Below are 21,881 nucleotides of genomic sequence, written 5' to 3'. Positions count from 1 at the left end.
CAAGGGCCGACCTAACGGGTCCGCTTGCGGCGCTGGAGCAGCACCGGGAGGAACGAGACGACGACCACCAGGGCGACCAGCGGGAGCAGGTAGTTGTCCACGCCCGGGATCGCCGCGCCGAGCCAGTACCCCAACAGCACCAGGCTCTGCGACCACAAGATCCCCGCGACCAGCTGCCACAGCGTGTACGTCTTCACCGGGACCTCGAGGACCCCGGCCACCGGGCCGAGGACCGTGCGGACCATCGGGATGAACCTGCCGATGAGGATCGCCTTGCGCTGCCCGTAGCGGGCGAGAAGCTCCTCGCCCCGCGTCACGACCTCCTTGAGGCGGACGGAGTGCGACCGCGCCAGCATCGCGCGTCCGCCGCGGCGGCCGATGTAGTAGCCGACCTGCGCGCCCACGCAGGTGCCGACCGCCGCGCAGACCATCACCTGCCACAACGAGAGACCGCTCCCGCCGTGCGCGGCCCCCGTCGCGCACAGGACTCCCGCAGGAAACAGCAAGGTGTCGCCCGGCAGGAAGAAGCCCACGATGAGCAGGCCGGATTCAGCGAAGGTCACGACCAGCACGGCGAGCGCACCGAACGCGGACAGCAGTGAGGACCCGTTCATCGGGTTCACCGCTGCGAGCAGGTTCGTCAACACTTCTGAACCGTAGCCCGAACGGCGGCAGGGTTCATCAGCCCATGGTGCTGATCTGGTCCGTCCGGGTCTCCTCCCGAGGGTGGAGACACCCCGGTCGGGTATAGCTGCGGCCCGGGAAAGCAGCCGTTCGAGTTATCCACAGGGCTGGAAATCGTTTTGTGGATATCTCCACTCGACCCGTTCAGCCGAGCCGGGAAGTGGTTGTCGACCCAAGCCGTCCCCGCGCCATCCACCGGCCCAACCGTCCACTGCCCGCGCATGGCTCCAGAATCACCCAACTCTGGTTTCTTTCAGGCGAACTGACGATCCATCATGCAATCTTGGCTGCGAACGAGGACAAGCTTGCCCGGCAGTGCTCCCTCCTCCGGACGCGCCCGTAATCCCGTTTTCCCCAGGAACCGGCGCCACCGCGACAGCCTGTGGATCACCGGCCGTCGCGGCGGCTCCGCCGCAGCCGCTACAGCCGTTCCGGTGCCTCGGTGCCCAGCAGACCCATGCCCTGTGCCAGGGTCCGATGGCAGGACCGATCGGGCGCGCCCACACTGATCACATGCACGAACTTCCGCTCGTTGCCGCGACGCAGCTGCAGCAGGCGCGGTCGTCCAGTCACGGCCGCTCCTCACGCCTGCTGCTGCACATGAACATGCTGCGGACCTCGCTGATCGCGCTGACCAAGGGTTCGGTGCTGGACGAGCACGAGGCCCCGCACGCCGGGGCGCTCCAGGTGCTGCAGGGGAAGGTCCGGGTCAGCCTGGAGTCGGGGGGCACGCTGGAGCTGGCCGCGGGCGAGCTCGCGGAGATGCCGCAGGAGCGGCACGAGCTGTTGGCGATCAGCGATGCCGTGGTGCTGCTGACCACCGTCACCGGCGTGTCCGGGCCGGACTTCTAGGGCCTGTCCGGATCTCCGTCCGTCACGCCTCCGCGCCGCGCGGGGTGAGGCCCAGGGCGCGGTGCAGGAAGTCGAGCTGGTGCATGAGCATGCCCTCCGCCAGGGCCTCGTCCGTGACGCGGTGGCCCGAGCCGGTCAGCGGCAGGAACTCGTGCGGGCGACCGGCCGCCAGCAGCGCGGTCGAGAGGCGCAGGGTGTTGGCCGGGTACACGTTGTCGTCCACGAGGCCGTGCATCAGCAGCAGCGGACGGCGCAGCGCTGGCGCGTCCCGGAGCAGGTCGCAGGCCTCGTACGCGGCGGGCTCGGCGTCCGGGTGGCCGAGGAAGCGCTCGCGCCAGTGAGTGTCGTAGAGGTGCTGATCGGTCACGCCGGCCCCGGCCGCCGCGGCGTGGAAGACGTCGGGTCGCCGCAGCACCGCAGCCTCGGCCAGCGAGCCGCCGAAGGACCAGCCGCGGATGGCGACGCGGTCCAGGTCCAGCCCGAACTCCGGGTGCTCGGCGGCGACCCCGTGGAGGGCGTCAATCTGGTCCTGGAGCGCCGGGCCGAAGACGTCGAGGTGGACCTCGCGCTCCCAGCGCGGGCCCCGACCCGGCACGCCGCGCCCGTCGATCGCCAGCACGACGAAGCCCTGCTCGGCGAACCACTGCGAGACGTCGTCGACCCAGAACCGGCCCTCGGTCACCCGCTGGATCGCCGGGCCCGCGTACGGGTCCAGCAGCACCGGCAGCCGCTCGCCGCTGCCCGGCTCGTACCAGGACGGCAGGAAGACCGCCGTGCAGAGCGACCGCTCGCCGACCCGCAGCAGGCTGCGGCGCAGCTCCCCCACCGGCTTCTCCGCGCACGACGGCACGTCGGCCGGCTGCAGGAGCGTCCCGGCGCGCAGCACGCCGTCCTCGTGGACACCACACTCGTGGGTCAGCTGCTCCGTGGCGCCGGTGGGGACGTCGAGGCGGAACAGGTGGGTCGAGAAGGGGTCCTCGACGGGGACGGCGGCGAAGAGGACGGACTCGCCGTCCACGGCCAGGACCGCACCGAGGTTGATCCCGGCCGGGGTCGCGGGGACGCCGTCGACGGCCAGGTGACGGGTGTCGCCCCGGTCGAGGTGGGTGAGCAGGGCACCGGACGTCGTCCGCGCGGGCAGGCCGGGGACGAGCTGGACCCAGGCGTCGTCGCGCTCCTCGGCGAGGCGGGTCGTGGTGCCGTCCGCCGGGTCGACCGCCAGGACGTGCACGGTGCGCTGGTCCCGGCTCTGGAGGGAGACGAACGGACCGTGCTCGTCCCACCCGGCCTCGGTGAGGTACTCGAACGCGGCGCGGTCCCAAGCTACTTGACGCCTCTTCGCTGCATCGGCGTCGATCAGGAAGAGGCTTACGTCCGCGTTGGGTGTGCCCGCCGCCGGGTAGCGGACGGCGCGGGGCCGGACGGTCGGGTCGGTCGGGTCGGCGATCCACCGGCCCTGCACACCGGAGACGTCGACCCGGGCGACCAGCAGCCGCTCCCCGTCCGGGGACCACCAGTAGCCACGGTTGCGGTGCATGGACGCGGTGGCGACGTACTCGGGCGCACCGAAGCTGACGTCGTCGCCGAACTCACCGCCCAGTTCTGCCGGTTCGGGCGCGGCGACGGCGCGGTCGCCGGTGCCGTCCCACTCCACGACGCGCAGGGTCGGCCCGCTGCGGTAGGCGATCCGGCGCCCGGTCGGGTCCGGACGCGGCTCGACGGGCGGCGTGGCGGGGGGCGTTGCGGGCGGCGTTGCGGGCGGCGTGGCGAGCAGCGTTGCGGGCGGCGTTGCGGGCGGCGTGGCGGCGGGATCGAGGGTCAGCGGGTGGGCGGTGGCGTCGCTGTTCTTCTCGTTGAGCTCCACCGTCCACAGCCGCCCGGCGAGAGCGAACGCGATTCGGCGTCCGCTCGTGTCGGTCGCGTAGGCGCCGATGCCGCTCCTGCCGCCCTGCTCCGGTGCGAGCGCGGCCGGGTCGGCGAGCAGGCGCTCGGCGCCGGTGGTCACCTCGCGTGCCCAGAGGCAGTCCACGGGGTCGGTACCGCCCCGGCTGCGCAGGAACAGCACCGTCGAACCGTCGGAGGTGAGCGTGAACTGACCCGGTACGCCGAGCGAGAAGCGACGTGTGCGGGCGAGCTGACGCGGCGGGGAGGGTGTGTCGGTGGCCATGTGAGGCACACTGACACACCCCTTGCGGACCCTCCACGGCTTTTGGCGCGGGGAGTTGCGTTGCGGCGTGCGTTGCGCGAGAGGGTTGCGGCTGCGCGCTCCGACCGTGCTCCGGCCGTGCTGTGCGGCTACTGCTGGGTGGGGTCGTTCGCCGCGTCCGAGTCCGCCGCGTCGGCGGCCGACTGGGCGGCGTTGACCTTCGCCTGCTCCTGCTGGAGCGTCGCGGTCTGGTCCGCGTTCGGCGTCGCGCCGACCGACGCGGCCGTGCCCGACGCGGGCGCGGATCCGGCCGATCCGGCGGAGCCACCACCACAGGCGGTCGCGCCCAGCAGGACCGCCGCCGCCAGCACCGAGCCGACTGCGGCACGCGTCAGCGTCGTGCGCACGGACGCGCGTGTCGGGGCGTCAGCACGCCCGGATCGCAGGGGTCGCATGCTCAGCTGGCTCCCTTGCCGTTGTTGTTCGCCGAGCACCAGCTCTGCACGCCCTGCAGGTCGCTCTCACGCTGCTGCAGCGTGGCGACGAGCGACTTGCGGAAGTTCAGCCGGTCCTGGAGGTAGGTGGCGATGGCGGTGTGCCCGGCCTTCTTCGCGTTGTCGACGCGCTGCTCCAGGCGCGCGACCGAGCCCGTGACGTTGACGCCCGCGTTCAGGCGGTGCAGCTCGCGCTCGATGCGCTTCTCCAGCTTGGGCACGCGGACGCAGAGCGCGTGGGCGCCGTCGCCCTTCGGGCCGTGCGCGGCGGGAGCGGTGGCCGCGGTGGTCGAGCTGCCGGTGGAGCTGGCGGTCGCGCTCCCGCTCGCGGCGAAGGCGGGCCCACCCGCGAGCAGGGCTCCGGTGAGGGCCACTCCGGCCACGGCAACGCGTGCGCTCTTCTTGAAACGGATCATGAGACGACTCCTTCGAACTCCGTGGGCTGCTGGACGACCGGAACTGTCGCCCAACCGCTCGCGGAGCATAGGAAGGCACTTTGTGGAATCTCTGTGGTCCGCACTGAAGTACGCCAGTGGCCGCCCAGGGCAGGTACATCGGGAGAGTCAGGTAGATCAGAGAGGCAGCTCCACCGGAGAGGGAGCTACACCGGATACGACGCGGCCTCGCCGGTCGGCTCGCCCAACTCGTCTGTCACGTGGGCTGCTTCGGGGAAACGCCAGCGGGTCATCGACTCGGCGAACGAGCCCTCGAACCACGAGTACCCGAGGCGCGGCGTGACCGCGAAGACCGGCGAGTCGCCGATCACGATCGTGCCCGGGCCCCGGTCCTGGGCATTGCGTACTTCGCGGAGTAGGCCGCGTCCACCTTCGGCGGCCGGTCGGCAACCGGCACGGGCTCGGCGACGCCCTGGAGCGAGACCAGTTCGGCAGCGCTCTCCAGATGGACGCTGAGGCGGGAATCTGCCGCAAGATTGCGCGCCTTGCGCGTCCGTGCGCCGGTGCTGAACCAGAGGCGTCCGCCGACCCAGACGCCCCAGACGGGCATCGCGTGCGGGCCGGAGTCCGGCGAGGCGGTGCAGATCCAGTAGCTGCGGGCCGTCGCCAGCCGGGTCCGCACCTCCGGCCAGGTCATCGGGATGCGCACACGCTGCGGCGCGGCACTGTTCTCCGCGTTCTCCGCCATGGCTCCAGTCTGCGCAGCCCCCGCCGGTACCGCTCGGGGGCCGTCCACGGCGGCTCTGACCTGCCCATTCGCCACTAATAATGGCCAGCATTACTGTGGATGCATGGCACGTACCCCATCCGACGGCCCCAGCACCCGCGAACGCCTGATCCTCGCGGCCGAGCAGCTCTTCGCCACGCGCGGCGTGGACGGAGCGCAGCTCCGCGACATCGTCGCGCTCGCCGGTCAGGCCAACCCCTCGGCCGTGCAGTACCACTTCGGTTCGCGCGAGTACCTGCTGCTCGCGCTGATGGCCGAGCGGCAGGAACGCGTCGAGGCCGTGCTCGCTCAGCACCAGCCGGACCCGACCGGCCTCCCCCTCGTCGAGCTGCTCGACGCGCTGGTCACCGCCGAGGGCACGGAGCTGCGCACCGAGCGCGGACGTCACTGCCTGCGGATCTCCACCCAGATCAGCCACCGCAGCGGCATCCGCACCCGGGAGCCCCATCCCGGTCTCGCGGGAACCGGCTACTGGCGGCTGATCTGCGAGCTGGAGCGCCCGCTCGACGCGCTGCCGGAGCCCGTCCGGCTGGAGCGCATCGACCTGGCGCTCACCCTGGTCGGCGCCGCCCTCGCCGAACGCGCCCGCCAACTGGCCGACGGCGAGAGCCCCTTGACCGACGAGCCGGTCTTCCTGGCCGACCTCGTCTCCATGACCGCGGCGCTGCTGACCGCACCGCATCCGCCGTCCCGTACGTCGGGTTCGTAACACCCGTGCCACGCCACCCCCGTGCCACGCCACCGGCGTGCCACCCCACGGACGTGCCACCCACCGACGTGCCACCCCCACCGAAGGAGCGCACCATGTTCGACCTCGACGGCAAGACCGTCATCATCACCGGCGGCGCCCGCGGCCTCGGCGCCGAGACCGCGCGTCAGGCGGTCGCGGCGGGCGCCAACGTGGTGATCACGGACGTCCTCGACGAGGACGGCGCGGCCACCGCCGCCGAGCTCGGCGACCGCGCCCGCTACCACCACCACGACGTGACCTCCGAGCAGGACTGGGCCGACGTCCTGACCTTCACGCTGGACACCTTCGGCGGCGTCCACGGCCTGGTCAACAACGCGGGCATCTCCACCGGCAGCTTCCTCGCCGACGAGTCGGTCGAGCACTTCCGCCGCGTCCTGGACATCAACCTGACCGGCGTCTTCATCGGCATGAAGACGGTGATACCCGCCCTGCGCGAGGCGGGCGGCGGCTCGATCGTCAACATCTCCTCGGCGGCCGGGCTGATGGGCCTGGCGCTGACCGCCGGGTACGGCGCGTCCAAGTGGGGCGTCCGCGGCCTCACCAAGATCGGCGCGGTCGAGCTCGGCACGGACCGCATCCGCGTCAACTCGGTCCACCCGGGCATGACCTACACCCCGATGACGGCCGGCGTCGGCATCCAGCGCGGCGAGGGCAACTACCCGAACACCCCGATGGGCCGCGTCGGCGAGGCCGACGAGATCGCCGCGGCCAGTTGCTTCCTTCTCTCCGACGCCGCGTCCTACGTCACCGGCGCGGAGCTGGCCGTCGACGGCGGCTGGACCACGGGGCCGACGGTCAAGTACGTGATGGGTCAGTAGTCCCGGCGTCTCAGAGGTAGGCGAGCACGCCGATCGCGGTGGGCGCGTCGAAGGTGACAACCCACGCGGCGCGCGGTACCGCAAGACGGCCGGGATGCGCGCGACCGGGCCACGAGTGATCGTGGAGACATGGGCGTCATCGTGATGATCGAGCCGCAGGCCGAACACACCCCCGACGTCGAGGGCAAGAGCTGGGTGGTCGGCGGCCTTCGAGCGGTCCACGCCGCCCACACGGCCGTCGACGCACCCGACGATCCGGCCGAGACCACACTCTGCGGCCTGGCCACGACGGGGATGGAGAAGCACAGTTACCACCCGTCGGGTCCGGGGGCGAGCTGGTACCCACCGAACCTCACCCCGTGGGAGTGCAAGGCCTGCTCCCGTGCCCTCCGGGAGAGCTGACGCCTTCACCGGGTGCGCTGCATATACGTGCAGTGCATATGCACAGAACGGGTATGAACTGGGCTTTCTGTGCTGTACCGCAATTGTGATCCGATACCGGGACGGCATGCCGAGTACCTGTGTCCGACGCGTTTCGGCGGGGTGGTTGCCGGGGTAGAGCCGATCTCGTAGTTCGCTGTCCGCGGTACTGCTTCACCTGCTGTTCGAGGACGCGACTGACCCCAGGGGGGCTCATCAGCGAGCGCCCCGCGTCCCGACAGGGAGAACGCCATGGCTCAGGGCACCGTGAAGTGGTTCAACGCCGAGAAGGGCTTCGGCTTCATCGCTCAGGAGGGCGGCGGCCCGGACGTGTTCGTCCACTACTCCGCGATCAGCTCGACCGGCTACCGCGAGCTCAACGAGGGCGAGTCGGTCACCTTCGACGTCGAGCAGGGCCCGAAGGGCCCGCAGGCCGCGAACGTCGTCCGCGGCTGACGCAACCGAGCGTATCGGCGACGCCCGGACCGGAGGATCTCCTCTGGGCCGGGCGTCGGCGCGTTCGCCACCTGTGGCCCAGGAGGCCGGGATGAGGACTTACCTGATCCGGTGCGGGCCGTGGGGCCACATCCTCGACATCCCGGCCGTCTCCGAGCAGTGCCTGTTCCGCATCGACTCGCTGGACGCACTCTCGGTCCTTGTGGCGAATCTCAACGCGGCGGGTGGTTCCTGAATCGGAGTGCGTGAGCTTGGGCCCAGGGCCGCCGTCTTCATTCGCCGTCGCTCAGGTGATCTTCTTGAAGTTCGTCCGAATCGTCACAGGCACGCCCCCGATCGAGAACTCGATCGGCTCTCCGAAGCGGTATGGAACCGCCGAGGTGTACTCGTCACCCTTCGGGGCCTGGTAGAGCACGCACTCACCGGTCAGCACATCCACGATCAGGTACGTCGGGATGCCGCGCGCCGCGTACTGGTTGAGCTTGCGGCCGTAGTCGTTGCCCACGGTGGACCGCGAAACGCTCTCGGCGACGAAGTGCACGTGTTTCTGGCCGACGAATGCATCGCCGGGCCTGAGGACCTCCGCGTCGACCACAAGAACGTCGGGCTCAGGGGTGTACCCGTCAAGGTCGGGAAGGATCCCCTTGTCCCGAGTCACGTGCAGGCCGCTGGAGGACGTGCTCAGTTGCTCCGCCAGCTGACTGCGAATGGAGTCGTCGGCCTCGCTGTGCGCCTCAGTCACCGGGGCCATATACAGGCGTCCCTGATCGAACACGACTTTGACCGCCTTGGGCAGACGCATCGACCGGCGGACGTTACGCAGCCACTGCTCGTACTCCGGATACATGACGCCCATGACGCCTCCTCGCCGACGCTGACCTCATGCCATCGTACTGAGCTGGCCGACAGAACTCGGCCGGTGCGTGGACGCTTTTGTGTCCCGTACCCTTGGCATTTCAAGTCATGGTTCCGCGGTAACGCTTCACCGCACGTCGAGGACCCAGGGCATCACCCAGGGGCACCCGACAACTCATCTGTGCCCCATATCCCGTATGGGAGCAGCATGGCCAGCGGCACCGTCAAGTGGTTCAACGCCGAGAAGGGCTTCGGCTTCATCGCCCAGGACAGCGGCCCCGACGTGTTCGTGCACTTCTCCGCGATCATCGGCACCGGCTTCAAGGAGCTCAACGAAGGCGACATCGTGTCGTACGACGTCGAGCAGGGCCAGCGTGGCCTGCAGGCCACGAACGTCGTTCGCGCCTGACCCGAACCACCACGCCCGGCCCCGACGCCCACTGCGGGTGGCGGGGTCGCTGCGTCTTGCGGGCTTTCATGAGGTCGCACGCGCGACGAGCGCTGCCGTGGCGTCCTTCCGGGGAGGAGCTGTGGCGGCGAAGCACCCCGCCAGCACAATCAGGATTCCGGACGCCAGGAAGATCGTGTCGATCGGCCCGAGGCTGAGGCCCGCATAGTCGGCGTGGAAGTGCGACAGCGCGCTGTTAGCCAGCCAACCGGCGACCACGGCGGAGAGCATGGACGCCAGCTCGTTGATCGGCTTGAAGACGGCGACAACCCGACCGAGGTGGCCAGGCGACGAGGCGAACCAGGCAATCTATACGTTATGCGCTTATGTACATACGAGGAAGTGCGGCATGACGCGAATGCTCATCGACATCGACGATGAAGCCTTGGACGCAGCTCAGAAGGCCTTGGGGGCCAAGACCAAGAAGGAAACGGTCAACCGGGCGCTGACTGAAGCGGTCACCCGCATCAACCGCGCGGAAGCGCACGCCGAACTCGCCCGCCTCGCCGCAGAAGGTGCACTCGACCTCGGCCTGCTCCAGGACAAGTCCGCCTACCGGCCCACACCCCCCACTGGCGGCAGCCGTCAGGAACCTTCCGCCCAGGACGAGTTGGCGTGAGGTATCTTGCCGACACCTCAGCACTCGCCCGGCTGATCCCGGACGTCACCGATACCTATGGCTGGCTGGAAGCCCGCAACGCCGGCCTGGTCGCCATCTACGACATCACGGAACTCGAGGTTCTCTACTCGGCCCGCTCCGCCACCGACCGGGCCGCCGTCCTCCGGCTCCTGAACGCCGCATACGCCTGGACGCCCACCCCCGACGGCGTCTACCGGCGAGCCCGGGAAGTCCAACACCTGCTCACCGACGTCGGCGAACACCGCAGCGCCAGCCCCGGCGACCTGCTCGTTGCCGCCACCGCGGAACTCGCGGGCCTGACGCTCCTGCACTGCGACCGCGATTTCGAGACCATCGCCAAGCACACGGGCCAGCCCACCCACATGCTCGCCGCACCGCCGCTGCGCTGACCGCACCGAACCAAACGCCCGTACGGATGTTACTTCGCCGCGCCTGCAGCATCCGAGACCCGCAATCCACATGCCGAGAGCTGACGAAAGGACGGCGCGTGAATTCCGGCCCTGCCGCAATGAGTTGGAGCGAGGGGCCAGGCGGTGTTCGCGACGAAGCAGGCGCTCCAGCGAACCCAGGCATGGCCAACCTTGCGAGGACGACAGCACGGATGACTGGTGAGTCCCGGGTCGGCGCGCCGCACTCCCACGCTTACCCTCGCTGCGGCTGCGGTCGTGCTGACGCTCACCGCCTGCTCCAGCAACACCCCGGCGAAGCCGCTCATCCGGATGTACAACGCTGGCCACGGGCACCAGTCGACTGCCGAGTTCACCACGAGCGGCCCGTAGACTGTCACTTGGCGTTACGACAGCAGCAGCCGCTGGCGCGGCCGGTTCACCGTCGCCGACAGCAGCGGGCCTGCGTTCGTCGACCAGACGGACATCGGCGGCTTCCGCACGGAGCAGCGGACCACTGCCGACGTGCATCGACTGGAGATCTGCACCCGGTGCGCGTGGACCGTGTACGTCACCCGCGGCTGATGGCGCCGCGATCTCACACGGATCTGATGGTGTCCCAGCCCAGTCGGCGAGACACCCCGTAGTCAGGCAGTCACCGGGACTGTACGGTGCTGTTCGAACGCGCTGTGCCGAAGTTGCTTCACCGCAGATCCGAGGACCCAGGGCGATCACACCCAGGGGTCCGCAGATAGTGCTGACCCCGCGATCCCGAATGGGAGATCAGCATGGCTCAGGGCACCGTGAAGTGGTTCAACTCGGAGAAGGGCTTCGGCTTCATCGAGCAGGCGGGCGGCGGCCCGGACGTCTTCGCCCACTACTCCGCGATCACCGGCAATGGCTACCGCGAGCTCGTCGAGGGCGAGACCGTGACGTTCGACGTCGAGCAGGGCCAGAAGGGCCCGCAGGCGGCGAACATCGTCCGCGGCTGACCTAAGCAACGCAGAAAGCCCCGGCCGCCCATCACGGGCACCGGGGCCTTCGTGCTCAGAGCCGGTCCTTAATGAACGTGGCGAACGCCATGTGATCCTCGCTCGTCCAGTCGCGGACGAGGTCGAACGCTCGCGCCTCGTAGGCGCGAGTCCAGCGGTTAACCGGCTTGAGGTACAGCGCCAGGAGCTTCACCGCGGTGGGCGACAGCTGGGGGGCACATGGGCTTCAGCAACCGCAAGTCGTTCAAGACCGGGCCGTTCCGCGTGACCGCGTCCAAGTCCGGGATGAGCTACAGCGCCGGCGTGAAGGGGATGCGGGTCACCAAACGCGCCAACGGCCGCGTCCAGACCACGCTCTCAACCCCGGGCACCGGGCTGCGCTACACGTCGACCAACGGCAAGCGCACGACCCGCCGCACCGCCAAGCGCGTGGTGGCCGTCGCCCCGAACACCCTGATCGGCATCACCAGTACCACCCCCACCCCGCCGCCCGCCGGTACACGCCCGCTGGTCTTCAAGGGCTACCTGGCCACGGTGACTCTGCACCCGGACCGGATCGAGATCGCCCGCACCTTCGCAGGAAGGATGAACGGCAACCGGTCCGGCACGATCCCGTGGCACCAGGTCGTCGCCGCCGACTTCCGGGACCCGACCATCACGAAGAACGGCTACATCCACTTCGTCGTCTCCGGTGACCCACGGGGCCTGACCAGTGGCGGTAACGGGAACCGGCTCGCGGCCACGGCACGTCAGCCGCACGCGCTGGTGTTCACCTGGCAGCAGCGGGAGACCTACCGGCAGCTCAAGGGCATGTTGGAGGCGAGTGCCGCTTTGCGTCTGCAGGTGATGGTGGACCGTGCCTCTGTCGCCTCGGAGGTGGCCAACCTCGACGACCTGCTGCGGCGCGGGATCCTGACGCCGCAGGAGTACACGGCGGCCCGGGAGCGGTTGCTCGGACGCTAGCGTTAGAACGCCCGGCAGTCGTAGCGGCAGTGAGCAACCTGGCGATCGTCGCCTCGTTCACCTGGCATGACCAGTTGCACCTGCCCGCCGCCCGACCGTGACCTGTGCCCTGACTGCCGTGGCTGGGGGGTCGAGCCCGGCACCACCGGGGAGGACCGGCCAGCGTGTACGACGTGCAGTGGGCGCGGCGGACAGAACCCACCCGACCTCGACTGACCCGCCTGGGAGCTACACCCGGCACGTTGAAGATCGGCTGGTCGTCGGCCTACGCCGCACTCAAGGCCTGAGCGCGTCATCGAATGCTCAACGCTTTATCGGATAAGTCGAGTTGGTCACCCTTGGGCAACGGATAGGCACTACGCGCCAGTCACTTGCCGACCCCCTGCAACGCTGACGGCTTCACACGACCGCCACAAGTAAAGGGGGGCATTCCATGACCACACCACCGCCGCCACCCGGCTGGACCCCGCCCGCGCCCCAGAAGAAGAAGGGCAGCGGCTGCGCCAAGTTCGGATGCCTCGGTCTCTTCGCCATCGTCGTGATCATCGGCATCGTCAGCGTTGCCGCCAGCAAGGACAGCAACAACTCCACGACTGCCAGCAGCGGCACCACCACCACGGTCACCCAGACCACCCAGGCCGCAGCCCCCGCCAGCCCGCAGACGATCACGTACGTCGTGACCGGCGCCTCAGACGCCGATATTCAGTACGGGCCTGCCGGGTCCAACACCCAGGGTCACGCGCCCCTGCACGTCACCCAGCCGATCGGTTCCAGCCCCGCGGCGTACTACTCGATCAACGCGCAGCTGCAGGGCTCCGGGGACGTGTCCTGCGAGATCGAGATCAACGGGAAGGTCATCTCGCACGGCACTGCGTCCGGCGGCTACAACATCGCCTCGTGCGAGGTCATGCAGGACCCACTCGGCGGCGGCTGGCAGGACGCCAACGCCGGCTGAGCAGCAAGAGGCCCCGGCGGGCTTCCGTGAGCTCGCCGAGGGCGAGAGCGTCTTCTTCGACGTCGCGCAGGGGCCGAAGGGTCCGCAGGCCGCGAACGTGGTCCGCGGCTGATCTAGAACAGCACGATGCCCCGCACCAAACCGGGCGGGGCATCACCGCATCTTGAGCGACTCACAGGCCGGGCCTGGTCGCTCGTCCGACGAGCGTGCCGATGTGACCGGGCGTGGGCGCATCGACCACCTCGACCGAGATGTCCCCGAACCCCGCATGGAGCAGGAACGCCCACCAGTCGTCAGGGGTGTAGGAGTAGCGATAGGTGTACATCGCCGGGCCGGCGAAACCGCCCTTGTACATGCCCTGGGGCCCGTAGGCACCCGGGATGGCCGGCGGCTGGGAGAACACGAACACGCCGCCCGGGTTGAGATGGCGGGCGACAAGCGGGAACAGCAGCTCGGGGGCCGTGAACCAGGCCGCGCCGAAAATCGAGTACACCGCGTCGACCATGAGCTCCGACTCGGTGAGATGGTCGAGGACTTCCGCGCAGACGAACTCCACGCCGAGGTGCGCCCACTGCCTGCTGGTCTTGTCGACCATCACCGGGGACATGTCGACGCCTGTCCCCTTCACGCCGCGCTCGGCGAGGTAGGCCAGCGCCCGGCCGGTCCCGCACCCGATCTCCAGCACACTCGCGGGGTCACCGAGTAGTTCCGGACCGGGCGCGGAGGGATGGTCGGCGTACTGAGTCCAGTGGAACGACGGCGTCATGTCGTCACGGAAAGCGCTGTCGGCGAAGGCATCCCACAGCTGGCGTTCATGGTCATAGTTGTGCGGTGCGGACACTGGGCTCGTCCAATCGGTGAGTGGGCGGGGCGGCCCTCCCCCAGGCGGGCCGCCCCGTTTCGATCAGTGCTGGTGACGCATCGTCAGTGGCTGTCCGGGACCTTACTGTCGCACGGCGAGCAGTTGGTGCTGTCGCGGCTCCACAGCTCCTCGTCGGGCTGGAACCCGATTGACTGCAGGAACTCGAAGGTGCGGTTGACGGTGCCGTCGCCGCGGCGCTGGATGAACGGCGCGTGGTGCTTGTAGGCGCCGCCGTTGTAGAGCTCGCACAGGGCGAAGTACACCGGGGTGTCCAGGATGACCTGGTGGACGCCGATGTCGACGAGCTTGCCGACGCCGATGTGCACCTCGGGGTGCTCCATGGACGCGAGCATGTACATCACGGCGTTGCCGAGGATGCGCTCGGCCAGGTCGCGGACGGGCACTTCGTCGCGCATGAGCAGCGCGACCTCGCGGTCCCAGATGGTCATGCCGGAGTCCAGGACGTTGATGGAGAGCTGCTTGATGTGGGGCTGCACGGCGTTGAGCAGCTCCTTGGGGTCCCGCGTGCGGGTGGCGACGGGGCTGTCCAGTGTGGCGGTCACGGTGGTGCTCCTTCCGTTGTCGCGGATAAGGCGGTGGTGCTGCCTCCCCGCCGAGGGCTGTCCGGTGAAGGGCTCGGCGGGGAGGGGTCATAGGGGGTGGCGCAGCTCGGCCCACACCGTTTTGCCGCGCGGTTGTGGGACTACGCCCCAGCGGTGGGCGATACGGGCGACCAGGGCCATGCCTCGGCCGTGGATGTCGTCTTGTCCGGCCTGGATGACGAACGGCAGTTCCGTGGAGGTGTCGCGCACGGCGATGGTGACGGTGCGACCGTCGAGCTGGATGGCGACGCCGACGCGGCGGCATCCCGTGTGCCTGACGGAGTTGGAGACGAGCTCGGACACCACCAGTTCCGCGGCGTCGACCAGATCCTGACGTCCCCATCCGATCAACCTGTCGGCGACGAGGCGGCGGGCGTGGCTGGCGGACTCCACGGTGCCGGGCAGGGTGCGCACCACGGCGCGCAGCGGCTGCGTCTCGGGCTCCGCGGTGGTCGTCATCGTGTGAGCTCCAGTCGTCGGGGTTGGCCGCCCGGAGCGCCCAGGAGAGACGGGGGCTCTCCGCCCCGAGCGGCCTGTGACCAGTCAACCGACGCGGGAACGGGCGCGGCAGATCACTCGACCGGACTTTCCACCGGACTTTTGGGGTCGCGGGGTTCGACCTGGTGCCACGCTGGGAGGCGACGCCTTTCGGACACGGGGAGCAGCAGTGCGGCGGTTATCGGACCTGCGGCGCGACGCGAAGCTGACGCAAGAGCAGTTCGTGGTGAGCTTCGGCTTGATGGCGGAGGAGCTGGACGTCGCCGCGTCGGTGACGGTGCGGCAGCTGCGGCGTTGGGAGGGGCCGAATCCTCCCTTGCCGCAACCAACGCAGCAGGTAGTGCTGGAGGCGATGCTGGGTGTGCCTCTGGAGGAGATGGGGTTCGACGTCCCGCCCCAGCGCAGGACCACCGGAGAAGAAGTGCAGCGCAGGCAGTTCGTCATAGATGTCGCCGCCGTCGCGGGCGCGGCCGTGCTCCCGCGTCCCGGTGGTCGGCGGGTTGGAGCCTCCGACGTCGAGCGGCTGCGCGAGACCGCAGTGGGCCTGTACCGGATCGACCACACCCAGGGTGGCGCGGCTGCGCGGGCGCACGCCGTTCGGCTGCTCGGCCGGATCGACCGGAACCTCACTCAGGGCAGCTACCTGGAGCGCGTCGGCCGGGACCTCCATGCCCTCGTCGGGACGGTGCACAGTCACCTCGCGTGGCTCGACCACGACGGCGGCCAGCCTGCTGCCGCGAGGGCTGCGTGCACGGAGGCACTGGCGTCGGCTCGCCTCGTCGGCGACCGGCTGTTGGAGATCAGGGCCTTGGACGCCCTCTCGCTGTTGGCTGTCGAGCAGGGGCGCCCGTGGGAGGCGGTGGCGGCATCGCGCGCCTCTGGTGACCTTGCCCGGACCGCAGGCGCACGGGTGCGGACGATCGTGTCTCTGCGCCAGGCGCGGGCACTGGGCACCGCGGGCGACCATGCAGCCGCGCGGCGCGCGCTGACGCAGGCCCTGAGATGGCAGGAGCGCTCCGACACCGATACGGACGCGCCGGCGTGGACCGCCTACTCGGGTCAGCGTGAGGTCGATTACGCCACGGCGGCGTGGTACGTCGACGCAGGGCATCCCGGTCACGCCGTGCCGTTCCTGCGCTCCGTCCTGGCGCAGCTCAGCGATGGCTACTCCCGCAACCGCGCCTTGTACCGGGCGAGGTTGGCGGAGGTGCTGCTGGCAGCCGGTGAGGTCGAGGAAGCGTGCGCCGAGGCGATCAGCAGCGCCGAGGCCGCGCAGGGCATGACGTCGGCCCGGCTCGCGGAACGGCTGCGAACGGTGGCAACCGTCGCGGAACAGGTGGACACTGCGGCGGCAAGGGACTGCGTGGAGCGGCTGCGCGGTCTGGGTGTGACGGCTGGGAGGCGAGCGTGATCGACGTGCGGGTGCTGGACGGCACGGAGACGGCGGAGCTGGAGTCGCAGCTGCGCGAGGTGTTCGCAGAGGCGTTCGCCGAACCGCCGTACGGCGAAGGGCCTGCCGACGTCGACCGGGCATTTCGCCGCTTCCGTTCCCAGACGCGCCGGAAGGGCTTCCGTGCCGCAGTCGCGTTCGACGGTGACCGGGCGGTGGGGATGGCGTACGGATACCCGTTGTCGGCGTCGACCGGCTGGTGGGACACGCTACTGGAGCAGGTCCCCGACGCGGTTCGCTGTGAGGACGGGACGCGGACGTTCGGGCTGTTCGAGTTGGCGGTGCGTCCGTCTGTCCGCCGGCAGGGGGTTGCGACGGCGATGCACCGGGCGCTCATCGAGGGGTTGCCGAACGAGCGGGTCATGCTGAATACGCGGCCGGAGGCAACGGCCGCTCAGGCGGCCTACTGTGCGTGGGGGTACCGGCGTGTGGGGGCTGCAGTCCCTTGGGAGGGCGCGGCTGTCCACGACGTGATGCTGCTAGCCCTCGGCTGAAGGGGTGCCATCGGTAGCGACCCCCTTATCCCCAGGTCGTATGCCCCGACCGGGAATCGAGATTGTGGGGCGCGTGGGGCTCGAACCCACAACCTACGGATTAAAAGTCCGCAGCTCTGCCAATTGAGCTAGCGCCCCGTGCGCAGTCCGGAGAAGGCTGGACCGGCCAGAGCGTAGCCTACCCGGTCGGGGTTGGGCTCCTGGGTTGTGGCGGGGCGCGGCGGGTCAGGCCGGGTGGGGGCGGAGGGCGCGGCGGACGGCGAGGAGGGCGCGGGGGTCGAAGGAGGTGGAGAGGTCCACCTCGTTGGCTCCGGCGAAGCCGCGGTCGTGGAGGGCGAGGGCGCCGACGTGGGACGGGCCGACGGACAGGGTGCGGAAGGACCAGGAGCGGCCCGGGAGCGGGTAGCCGGCGGCGGTCAGCAGGCGGGGCGGCTCCGCGTCGAGGTCGAAGCCGAAGCCGTTGAACGGGTAGGCCAGGCCGAGGCCCAGCGCCTTGGTGTAGGCCTCCTTGAGGGTCCAACGCCGCACCAGGCGGTCGTTGCGGGCCGGTTCGGGCAGGTCGGCGACCTCCGCCAGCTCCGGGGCCGTGGACATCTGCCGCTCGACGCCGCTGCCGCTGAGCGGGCGGTCGGCCGGTTCGACGTCGACGCCGATCCGGCCGAGGGAGGTGATCCCCGCCAGCATCACGTCGCCGGTGTGGCTGAGGCTGAGGTCGATCTGGTCGCAACCCCGCACGTAGAGGCGCCCGGTGAGGGCCTGGCCGAGCTCGACCGTGCCGGGGGGAGTGCCGAGCAGCCGCGCCACCAGGTGCTTGACCATCAGGCGGGTGGCCACGAACTGGGCGCCGCCCGGGCCGCTCCGCCGCTCGCGGTCGAAGTCGCGGCCGAGGAGACCACGGAGACTCTCACCGTCCTGCTGCTGCCACTGCGCCGTCGAGCCGTGGACCAGGGCGACGCCGGTGCGGGCGAAGTCGCGCCTGACCGGGTCCCAGGGGCCGTCCGGACCGCTGACCAGGTGGACGATGACGGGGACCGGCCGGGTCATCCGGCGAGCTCCAGGTCGTAGAGGTCGAGGCTGCGGGCCTCGCGGTCACGACGCAGCACCTCCGCGCAGAGCCGCTCGGTCACCTCCTTCGGGACCGGCGGGGTGGACCGTCCGGCTCGGCGCAGCAGCCGGTCCAGGGCTGTGACGAGCCAGTCGAGGTCGGCGAGGAACGGCTCCTCCCGGTCCTCGAACGGGCCGCCGAGGCTGGCCTGTCGGTGGACGCCGAGGCAGCAGACGGCGGCGAGGGCCAGCGCGTAACGGTCCACCAGCGGGAGGGCGAGGGCATCCGCGTCGGCGTCGGCACCCGCACCGGGGTGGGGATCAGGGCCTGCGCCGGGGCCGCCGTCGGCGTCGGCGTCGGCGTCGGCGTCGGCGTCCGGGAGCGCTGCCGCCGCTGCGAAGATCTCGTCGAACTCGCTGCGGAGACCGGCAAGTTGACTGGACAGCAGGAGGTCGAGCGGGTCGTCGGCGCAGGTGGTGTCGGGCAGGGCCAGGAACCAGGCGGCCAGGCCGTCGTGGCCGCCGCCGGCGGAGAGGCGCTGCGGGTCCAGTGGCGGGAGCGCGCCGTAGGGGTGGAACAACGCCTCCGGCGCGAGGCCGGACCGGGCCGGGTCGGCGGCGATGCCGGGCAGGCAGGGAGCGATCGCGACCTGGCAGACGGCGCGACTGACATGGCAGAAGCTGACCGCGTCCATGTCGCGCAGGTGCTTGGCGAAGATGCCGTAGGAGTCGCCACCGTCGTGGAGGGCTCCGCCCATCACCACCTGGAGGTGGCGCAGCGCCTCCTCCAGCATCGGCGGGACCAGGTACGTCGCCACGGCGGCAAGCGCGTTGCACCGCTCCGGCAGCAGGTGCAGCGCACGACCCGCCACCAGGCTGACGCAGTCGCCGACCAGCAGGTCGACGAAGGTCGCCGCCAGCGCGTGGCGGGCGTTGCGGACCCGCGCCAGCGGGCGTCCGGCGACGCCGACCTGGACCGCGAACCGGGCGGCCGTGCGCAACGCCGTGTCGGCGACGCCGATCAGCATGCCGGGCGCGGCGGCGTGGACCACGGGGTAGGCGCGCAGGCCCTCCTCGACGCCGCGGCCCCAGGTGCCGAGCAGCGCGGTGGCGGGCAGCGGGCAGTCGTCGAAGGCGAGGACGCGCAGTTCCAGGCCCGGGACGGCCTCGGTGGAGACGCGTTCGAGCGGTCGTGCGCCACCGGCCCGCAGGTCACGCAGCGGTACCAGGAGGGCTGTTAGGGCATTCGCCGCGTCGGCGCGGGCGAAGGCGACGAACAGGTCGGCGTCGGCGGCGTTGCAGACCACCTGCCTGCCGCCGCCGAAGACCAGACCGCCGTCGGCGGAGTGGGTGACGGCGACTTCGTCACCTGCGAAGTCCGCTGCGTGGGCGAAGTACTGGAAGGCGACGGCCATCGATCCGCCCGCACGCAGCGTGTCGGCGGTCAGCCGCTGTTGCTCCTCGTCCCCGTTGATCCACACCTGTGTGGCCGCCAGGAAGGAGGTCAGCACGGAGCGGACGGCCAGGGCCACGTCGCGGCGGAAGACCGGGCGCAGCAGCAGGCCCAGCACGTCGACGCCGTCGAGGTTGCCGCCGAGCTCGGTGGGCACGAACTCCGCGGCCAGCCCGAGGTCCCGGGTGAGGGAGAGGGCGGCCTGCGGGACCGTGCCCGCCCGGTCGGCGGCCAGCAGCGCGCGGAACCCGAGCGGGGCGGCCGCGTCCCAGGGATCGCCGAACGCCGTCTCGATCTCGGCGAACCGGGCCTGCGCCGCTCGGCGTCGTGCGTGCGGCGCGGCACCGCTCATGGTGCCGCTCATGGTGCCGCTCGCGGTCCAGGTGGGCTGAAGTGTCACGGCATGTCCCTCACTCCCTGGTGCAGGCCCTGCCCTCCGGCACGGACGATGATCCGTTCGGGGGCCGGCAGGCGCGAGTCTGTGGGCGGGACATCGCGCTCCGCTGGGGCGGGGCTGGAGTTCGGCTCGTACACGACTCGCCCGGCTCCGCGACAGCGGAGCGGCCGGTCGGTCACCTACGCGGTAGCAATGAACTCCGGTGCATCACACTGCAGTTGGGTGGTGCACTCGGCATAGAGCGCGCGCAGCTCACCGCGCAGGAAGTCCTCCCGGAGCACCGAGCGTCGGACCTTGCCGCTGGTGGTGCGGCGGACCGTGCCCGGCCGGACCAGCACCACGCCCTCCGCGACCGCGCCGAACTCCTCGGCCAGGCAGCGCCGGACCCGGGCCACCAGCTCCGGGTGGCCGCCGTGGGACCGCACGGTGCCGCGGACCTCCTGCACCACGACCAGGTGCTCGCTGCCGCCGCCGACGGCGAAGACCACGGCGGACGCCAGCGTGCCGCCGCACTCCAGCAGTTGGCGTTCGATCTCCTGGGGGTGCAGCGAACGGCCGTCGACCTTCAGCAACTCGCGGTGACGGCCCAGCACATGGAGCTGCCCGCCGAGCAGCGCGCCGAGGTCGCCGGTGGCCAGGAGGCCGCTGCCTCCGGAGTCGGCGCGCCGACCGAAGGTCTCGGCGGTCTCCAGCGGGCGTCCCCAGTAGCCGGGGGCCACGGACGGGCCGCCGACCAGGATCTCCCCCACTGCGCCGTCCGGGAGTCCGGCACCCGTGAGCGGGTCGACGACCACGATCTCCACGCCCGGCGCGGGCGCTCCGCTCGCCACCACGGCCCGGCCGTCGGCCGCGACCGACGTGGGCCGGAGCAGCCCGCGTCCCAGCTGGCGGCGGTCGGCGAGGAAGACCCTGTCCCCCGACTCCCGACCACCCGACTCCCGACCGGCGGCGACCAGCAGCGTGGCCTCGGCCAGGCCGTAGGCGGGGCGTTGGGCACCCTCCGGCAGTCCGGCTGCGGCGAAGCGGCGGCGGAACGCGGCGAGAGTGGTCGCCTGGACGGTCTCGGCCGCGTTGACGGCGGTGTGCCAGCGGGACAGGTCCAACGACGCCAGCTGATCGTCCGTCACCTCCGCCGCGCAGCGGGCGTACGCGGAGTCGGGCGCGGCGGCGGTGGTCACCCCGTACCGGCCGATGGCGCGCAGCCAGGCGGCAGGGTCGTCCAGGTAGAGCTCGGGTGGCATCAGCACCGCGGTCGCGCCCAGCCAGAGCGGGTGCAGCAACTGCCCGATCAGGCCCAGGTCGTGGTAGTACGGCAGCCAGCCGCCGATGCGCGACTGCGGGCCGGTGTCGAAGACCGCACGGACCGCGTCCATGGCGGCGGCCAGGTTGGCCTGGGTGATCCGGACGCCGCGCGGCACGGCGGTGGTGCCGGAGGTGTACTGGATCAGCGCGAGATCACCGCCGGAGAGCCGGGGCGGCGTCCACTCCCCCGGGTCCCGCCGGGCCGCGACGGCGTCGACGACCAGGCACGGCACGTCGTGGCGTCCGGCGGCGGCGAGCAGGCGGGAGATCTCGGCGGCCGACTCGGCGCGCGTGAGGACCAGGCAGGCGGCGCAGTCCTTGGCGATCGCGGTTGTCCGCTCGCCCGCCGCGCGGGAGACGCCGGGCAGCGGCGCGGGGACGGCGACGGATCCGGCGTAGAGGCAGGCGAGCAGGGCGACGACAAGGTCCCGTCCGGGGCTCATGGCGACCAGCACCTGGCGTCCGGCCGCCCGGCGGGCCTGCAGTTCCGCGGCCACCGCCCGTGCGTCGCGGTCGAGTTCGCCTGCCGTGACGCGCTGGTCCCGGCCGTCCGGCCGGACCACGACGAGGGCCTCCCGGTCCGAACGCGTCCGCAGCGCCGCGATGACCTCGGCGACGAGAGTTCGCTCCGCGTGCATGCCATACCCCCATTGCAGGCCGTGCGAGTGATTCTGCGAAGTCTGCGCGCACGGGCTCGGAAGGACCTCGAACGCGACCGGGATTGCGGCTGGACGCGC

General features: G+C 70.8%; 31 protein-coding genes and 1 tRNA gene. 16 read left to right on the top strand and 16 right to left on the bottom strand.

Features of this window, described 5'->3' with window-relative positions; all coding sequences use genetic code 11:
• Positions 1 to 11 precede the first annotated feature (11 nt).
• Positions 12 to 647 (bottom strand): DedA family protein, encoded by a 636-nt coding sequence (locus tag ABH928_RS25790; protein WP_370070558.1) that lies wholly within the window; start codon positions 645 to 647, stop codon positions 12 to 14.
• 550 nt (positions 648 to 1,197) lie between these two features.
• On the opposite strand from ABH928_RS25790, the gene ABH928_RS25785 reads away from it, so the two are divergent.
• Entirely contained in the window at positions 1,198 to 1,536 is a 339-nt protein-coding gene (locus ABH928_RS25785) for a cupin (protein ID WP_370070556.1), read from the top strand.
• A gap of 22 nt (positions 1,537 to 1,558) precedes the next feature.
• Here ABH928_RS25785 and ABH928_RS25780 read toward each other — a convergent pair whose 3' ends face one another.
• The 5 genes from ABH928_RS25780 to ABH928_RS25760 form a co-directional block, all read right to left on the bottom strand.
• Positions 1,559 to 3,703 carry a prolyl oligopeptidase family serine peptidase gene (locus ABH928_RS25780; protein ID WP_370070554.1) on the bottom strand — a complete coding sequence of 715 codons (2,145 nt, stop codon included), beginning with the start codon at positions 3,701 to 3,703 and terminating at the stop codon, positions 1,559 to 1,561.
• A 128-nt stretch (positions 3,704 to 3,831) separates the two neighbouring features.
• Entirely contained in the window at positions 3,832 to 4,137 is a 306-nt protein-coding gene (locus tag ABH928_RS25775) for a hypothetical protein (protein WP_370070552.1), read from the bottom strand.
• Positions 4,138 to 4,139: 2 nt separating this feature from the next.
• Positions 4,140 to 4,592 (bottom strand): hypothetical protein, encoded by a 453-nt coding sequence (locus ABH928_RS25770; protein ID WP_370070550.1) that lies wholly within the window; start codon positions 4,590 to 4,592, stop codon positions 4,140 to 4,142.
• Between the two features lie 185 nt (positions 4,593 to 4,777).
• Entirely contained in the window at positions 4,778 to 4,942 is a 165-nt protein-coding gene (locus ABH928_RS25765) for a hypothetical protein (protein WP_370070548.1), read from the bottom strand.
• The gene (locus ABH928_RS25760; RefSeq protein ID WP_370070546.1) at positions 4,939 to 5,319 is read right to left on the bottom strand and encodes a pyridoxamine 5'-phosphate oxidase family protein; all 381 of its coding nucleotides are present in this window, start codon (positions 5,317 to 5,319) and stop codon (positions 4,939 to 4,941) included. The genes ABH928_RS25765 and ABH928_RS25760 overlap by 4 nt, the downstream gene beginning before the upstream one ends.
• A gap of 103 nt (positions 5,320 to 5,422) precedes the next feature.
• Here ABH928_RS25760 and ABH928_RS25755 point away from each other — a divergent pair, with 103 nt between their 5' ends.
• From ABH928_RS25755 to ABH928_RS25735, 5 genes are all read left to right on the top strand, one after another.
• Positions 5,423 to 6,067, top strand: a complete 645-nt coding sequence (locus tag ABH928_RS25755) for a TetR family transcriptional regulator (RefSeq protein WP_370070544.1) — start codon at positions 5,423 to 5,425, stop codon at positions 6,065 to 6,067.
• Between the two features lie 95 nt (positions 6,068 to 6,162).
• A complete protein-coding gene (locus ABH928_RS25750; RefSeq protein ID WP_370070542.1) occupies positions 6,163 to 6,927 on the top strand; it encodes a glucose 1-dehydrogenase in 765 nt (254 codons plus the stop codon).
• A gap of 129 nt (positions 6,928 to 7,056) precedes the next feature.
• Positions 7,057 to 7,329, top strand: coding sequence for a hypothetical protein (locus ABH928_RS25745; RefSeq protein ID WP_370070540.1), 273 nt, complete (start codon positions 7,057 to 7,059; stop codon positions 7,327 to 7,329).
• A gap of 270 nt (positions 7,330 to 7,599) precedes the next feature.
• Positions 7,600 to 7,803 carry a cold-shock protein gene (locus tag ABH928_RS25740; RefSeq protein WP_370070538.1) on the top strand — a complete coding sequence of 68 codons (204 nt, stop codon included), beginning with the start codon at positions 7,600 to 7,602 and terminating at the stop codon, positions 7,801 to 7,803.
• A gap of 91 nt (positions 7,804 to 7,894) precedes the next feature.
• A complete protein-coding gene (locus tag ABH928_RS25735) occupies positions 7,895 to 8,038 on the top strand; it encodes a hypothetical protein (protein WP_370070536.1) in 144 nt (47 codons plus the stop codon).
• A gap of 51 nt (positions 8,039 to 8,089) precedes the next feature.
• On the opposite strand, the gene ABH928_RS25730 is transcribed toward ABH928_RS25735, so the two are convergent.
• Positions 8,090 to 8,659 carry a Uma2 family endonuclease gene (locus tag ABH928_RS25730; protein WP_370070534.1) on the bottom strand — a complete coding sequence of 190 codons (570 nt, stop codon included), beginning with the start codon at positions 8,657 to 8,659 and terminating at the stop codon, positions 8,090 to 8,092.
• A 207-nt stretch (positions 8,660 to 8,866) separates the two neighbouring features.
• Here ABH928_RS25730 and ABH928_RS25725 point away from each other — a divergent pair, with 207 nt between their 5' ends.
• Positions 8,867 to 9,067, top strand: coding sequence for a cold-shock protein (locus tag ABH928_RS25725; protein WP_370070532.1), 201 nt, complete (start codon positions 8,867 to 8,869; stop codon positions 9,065 to 9,067).
• A 66-nt stretch (positions 9,068 to 9,133) separates the two neighbouring features.
• Here the strand turns inward: ABH928_RS25725 and ABH928_RS25720 are convergent, their stop codons facing one another.
• On the bottom strand, positions 9,134 to 9,337 hold the full coding sequence (locus tag ABH928_RS25720; protein ID WP_370070530.1) for a hypothetical protein: 204 nt from the start codon (positions 9,335 to 9,337) through the stop codon (positions 9,134 to 9,136).
• A 127-nt stretch (positions 9,338 to 9,464) separates the two neighbouring features.
• Here ABH928_RS25720 and ABH928_RS25715 point away from each other — a divergent pair, with 127 nt between their 5' ends.
• The 4 genes from ABH928_RS25715 (at position 9,465) to ABH928_RS25700 (ending at position 11,124) form a co-directional block, all read left to right on the top strand.
• Positions 9,465 to 9,725: a type II toxin-antitoxin system VapB family antitoxin gene (locus ABH928_RS25715; RefSeq protein WP_370070528.1), complete on the top strand. Its 261-nt coding sequence runs from the start codon at positions 9,465 to 9,467 to the stop codon at positions 9,723 to 9,725.
• A complete protein-coding gene (locus tag ABH928_RS25710; protein ID WP_370070526.1) occupies positions 9,722 to 10,135 on the top strand; it encodes a PIN domain nuclease in 414 nt (137 codons plus the stop codon). Before ABH928_RS25715 ends, ABH928_RS25710 begins: the two co-directional genes overlap by 4 nt.
• A gap of 219 nt (positions 10,136 to 10,354) precedes the next feature.
• A complete protein-coding gene (locus tag ABH928_RS25705) occupies positions 10,355 to 10,525 on the top strand; it encodes a hypothetical protein (RefSeq protein WP_370070524.1) in 171 nt (56 codons plus the stop codon).
• A gap of 395 nt (positions 10,526 to 10,920) precedes the next feature.
• A complete protein-coding gene (locus ABH928_RS25700; protein WP_042370871.1) occupies positions 10,921 to 11,124 on the top strand; it encodes a cold-shock protein in 204 nt (67 codons plus the stop codon).
• Between the two features lie 55 nt (positions 11,125 to 11,179).
• Here the strand turns inward: ABH928_RS25700 and ABH928_RS25695 are convergent, their stop codons facing one another.
• Entirely contained in the window at positions 11,180 to 11,317 is a 138-nt protein-coding gene (locus ABH928_RS25695; RefSeq protein ID WP_370070522.1) for a hypothetical protein, read from the bottom strand.
• Between the two features lie 26 nt (positions 11,318 to 11,343).
• On the opposite strand from ABH928_RS25695, the gene ABH928_RS25690 reads away from it, so the two are divergent.
• The 3 genes from ABH928_RS25690 to ABH928_RS25680 all read left to right on the top strand — a co-directional run bounded on the left by ABH928_RS25690 (position 11,344) and on the right by ABH928_RS25680 (position 13,154).
• On the top strand, positions 11,344 to 12,087 hold the full coding sequence (locus tag ABH928_RS25690; RefSeq protein ID WP_370070520.1) for a DUF4236 domain-containing protein: 744 nt from the start codon (positions 11,344 to 11,346) through the stop codon (positions 12,085 to 12,087).
• 433 nt (positions 12,088 to 12,520) lie between these two features.
• A complete protein-coding gene (locus tag ABH928_RS25685; protein ID WP_370070518.1) occupies positions 12,521 to 13,042 on the top strand; it encodes an MmpS family transport accessory protein in 522 nt (173 codons plus the stop codon).
• Positions 12,957 to 13,154, top strand: coding sequence for a cold shock domain-containing protein (locus tag ABH928_RS25680; RefSeq protein ID WP_370070613.1), 198 nt, complete (start codon positions 12,957 to 12,959; stop codon positions 13,152 to 13,154). Before ABH928_RS25685 ends, ABH928_RS25680 begins: the two co-directional genes overlap by 86 nt.
• Positions 13,155 to 13,214: 60 nt before the next feature.
• Here ABH928_RS25680 and ABH928_RS25675 read toward each other — a convergent pair whose 3' ends face one another.
• From ABH928_RS25675 to ABH928_RS25665, 3 genes are all read right to left on the bottom strand, one after another.
• Complete coding sequence (locus tag ABH928_RS25675) at positions 13,215 to 13,883, bottom strand: class I SAM-dependent methyltransferase (protein ID WP_370070516.1); 669 nt, start codon at positions 13,881 to 13,883, stop codon at positions 13,215 to 13,217.
• Positions 13,884 to 13,966: 83 nt separating this feature from the next.
• Positions 13,967 to 14,467, bottom strand: a complete 501-nt coding sequence (locus ABH928_RS25670) for a hypothetical protein (RefSeq protein ID WP_370070514.1) — start codon at positions 14,465 to 14,467, stop codon at positions 13,967 to 13,969.
• An 87-nt stretch (positions 14,468 to 14,554) separates the two neighbouring features.
• Complete coding sequence (locus ABH928_RS25665) at positions 14,555 to 14,965, bottom strand: ATP-binding protein (RefSeq protein ID WP_370070512.1); 411 nt, start codon at positions 14,963 to 14,965, stop codon at positions 14,555 to 14,557.
• Positions 14,966 to 15,173: 208 nt separating this feature from the next.
• Between ABH928_RS25665 and ABH928_RS25660 the strand changes: the two genes are divergently transcribed.
• Both ABH928_RS25660 and ABH928_RS25655 read left to right on the top strand, forming a co-directional pair.
• The gene (locus ABH928_RS25660) at positions 15,174 to 16,415 is read left to right on the top strand and encodes a hypothetical protein (RefSeq protein ID WP_370070510.1); all 1,242 of its coding nucleotides are present in this window, start codon (positions 15,174 to 15,176) and stop codon (positions 16,413 to 16,415) included.
• A complete protein-coding gene (locus tag ABH928_RS25655; protein WP_370070508.1) occupies positions 16,412 to 16,948 on the top strand; it encodes an N-acetyltransferase family protein in 537 nt (178 codons plus the stop codon). Before ABH928_RS25660 ends, ABH928_RS25655 begins: the two co-directional genes overlap by 4 nt.
• Positions 16,949 to 17,013: 65 nt before the next feature.
• Here ABH928_RS25655 and ABH928_RS25650 read toward each other — a convergent pair.
• The 4 genes from ABH928_RS25650 to ABH928_RS25635 all read right to left on the bottom strand — a co-directional run bounded on the left by ABH928_RS25650 (position 17,014) and on the right by ABH928_RS25635 (position 21,782).
• Positions 17,014 to 17,086 (bottom strand) — tRNA-Lys (locus tag ABH928_RS25650).
• A gap of 87 nt (positions 17,087 to 17,173) precedes the next feature.
• Entirely contained in the window at positions 17,174 to 17,992 is an 819-nt protein-coding gene (locus tag ABH928_RS25645; protein ID WP_370070506.1) for a 4'-phosphopantetheinyl transferase superfamily protein, read from the bottom strand.
• On the bottom strand, positions 17,989 to 19,845 hold the full coding sequence (locus ABH928_RS25640; RefSeq protein ID WP_370070504.1) for an acyl-CoA dehydrogenase: 1,857 nt from the start codon (positions 19,843 to 19,845) through the stop codon (positions 17,989 to 17,991). The genes ABH928_RS25645 and ABH928_RS25640 overlap by 4 nt, the downstream gene beginning before the upstream one ends.
• Before the next feature lie 176 nt (positions 19,846 to 20,021).
• Positions 20,022 to 21,782, bottom strand: a complete 1,761-nt coding sequence (locus ABH928_RS25635; protein ID WP_370070502.1) for a fatty acyl-AMP ligase — start codon at positions 21,780 to 21,782, stop codon at positions 20,022 to 20,024.
• Positions 21,783 to 21,881 lie beyond the last annotated feature (99 nt).

It is taken from the genome of Streptacidiphilus sp. MAP5-3 (genome assembly GCF_041262505.1).
GTDB lineage: Bacteria > Actinomycetota > Actinomycetes > Streptomycetales > Streptomycetaceae > Streptacidiphilus.
This window is presented reverse-complemented; position numbering and strand designations above follow the sequence as displayed.

Excerpts from the sequence above, each read along its gene's own strand:
- ABH928_RS25745 (WP_370070540.1), top strand. The coding sequence starts at position 7,057 with ATGGGCGTCATCGTGATGATCGAGCCGCAGGCCGAACACACCCCCGAC.
- ABH928_RS25685 (WP_370070518.1), top strand. The coding sequence starts at position 12,521 with ATGACCACACCACCGCCGCCACCCGGCTGGACCCCGCCCGCGCCCCAG.
- ABH928_RS25750 (WP_370070542.1), top strand. The coding sequence starts at position 6,163 with ATGTTCGACCTCGACGGCAAGACCGTCATCATCACCGGCGGCGCCCGC.
- ABH928_RS25780 (WP_370070554.1), bottom strand. The coding sequence starts at position 3,703 with ATGGCCACCGACACACCCTCCCCGCCGCGTCAGCTCGCCCGCACACGT.
- ABH928_RS25775 (WP_370070552.1), bottom strand. The coding sequence starts at position 4,137 with ATGCGACCCCTGCGATCCGGGCGTGCTGACGCCCCGACACGCGCGTCC.
- ABH928_RS25665 (WP_370070512.1), bottom strand. The coding sequence starts at position 14,965 with ATGACGACCACCGCGGAGCCCGAGACGCAGCCGCTGCGCGCCGTGGTG.
- ABH928_RS25645 (WP_370070506.1), bottom strand. The coding sequence starts at position 17,992 with ATGACCCGGCCGGTCCCCGTCATCGTCCACCTGGTCAGCGGTCCGGAC.
- ABH928_RS25785 (WP_370070556.1), top strand. The coding sequence starts at position 1,198 with ATGCACGAACTTCCGCTCGTTGCCGCGACGCAGCTGCAGCAGGCGCGG.
- ABH928_RS25715 (WP_370070528.1), top strand. The coding sequence starts at position 9,465 with ATGCTCATCGACATCGACGATGAAGCCTTGGACGCAGCTCAGAAGGCC.
- ABH928_RS25690 (WP_370070520.1), top strand. The coding sequence starts at position 11,344 with ATGGGCTTCAGCAACCGCAAGTCGTTCAAGACCGGGCCGTTCCGCGTG.
- ABH928_RS25760 (WP_370070546.1), bottom strand. The coding sequence starts at position 5,319 with ATGGCGGAGAACGCGGAGAACAGTGCCGCGCCGCAGCGTGTGCGCATC.
- ABH928_RS25725 (WP_370070532.1), top strand. The coding sequence starts at position 8,867 with ATGGCCAGCGGCACCGTCAAGTGGTTCAACGCCGAGAAGGGCTTCGGC.
- ABH928_RS25700 (WP_042370871.1), top strand. The coding sequence starts at position 10,921 with ATGGCTCAGGGCACCGTGAAGTGGTTCAACTCGGAGAAGGGCTTCGGC.
- ABH928_RS25635 (WP_370070502.1), bottom strand. The coding sequence starts at position 21,782 with ATGCACGCGGAGCGAACTCTCGTCGCCGAGGTCATCGCGGCGCTGCGG.
- ABH928_RS25770 (WP_370070550.1), bottom strand. The coding sequence starts at position 4,592 with ATGATCCGTTTCAAGAAGAGCGCACGCGTTGCCGTGGCCGGAGTGGCC.
- ABH928_RS25735 (WP_370070536.1), top strand. The coding sequence starts at position 7,895 with ATGAGGACTTACCTGATCCGGTGCGGGCCGTGGGGCCACATCCTCGAC.
- ABH928_RS25730 (WP_370070534.1), bottom strand. The coding sequence starts at position 8,659 with ATGGGCGTCATGTATCCGGAGTACGAGCAGTGGCTGCGTAACGTCCGC.
- ABH928_RS25740 (WP_370070538.1), top strand. The coding sequence starts at position 7,600 with ATGGCTCAGGGCACCGTGAAGTGGTTCAACGCCGAGAAGGGCTTCGGC.
- ABH928_RS25755 (WP_370070544.1), top strand. The coding sequence starts at position 5,423 with ATGGCACGTACCCCATCCGACGGCCCCAGCACCCGCGAACGCCTGATC.
- ABH928_RS25720 (WP_370070530.1), bottom strand. The coding sequence starts at position 9,337 with ATGCTCTCCGCCGTGGTCGCCGGTTGGCTGGCTAACAGCGCGCTGTCG.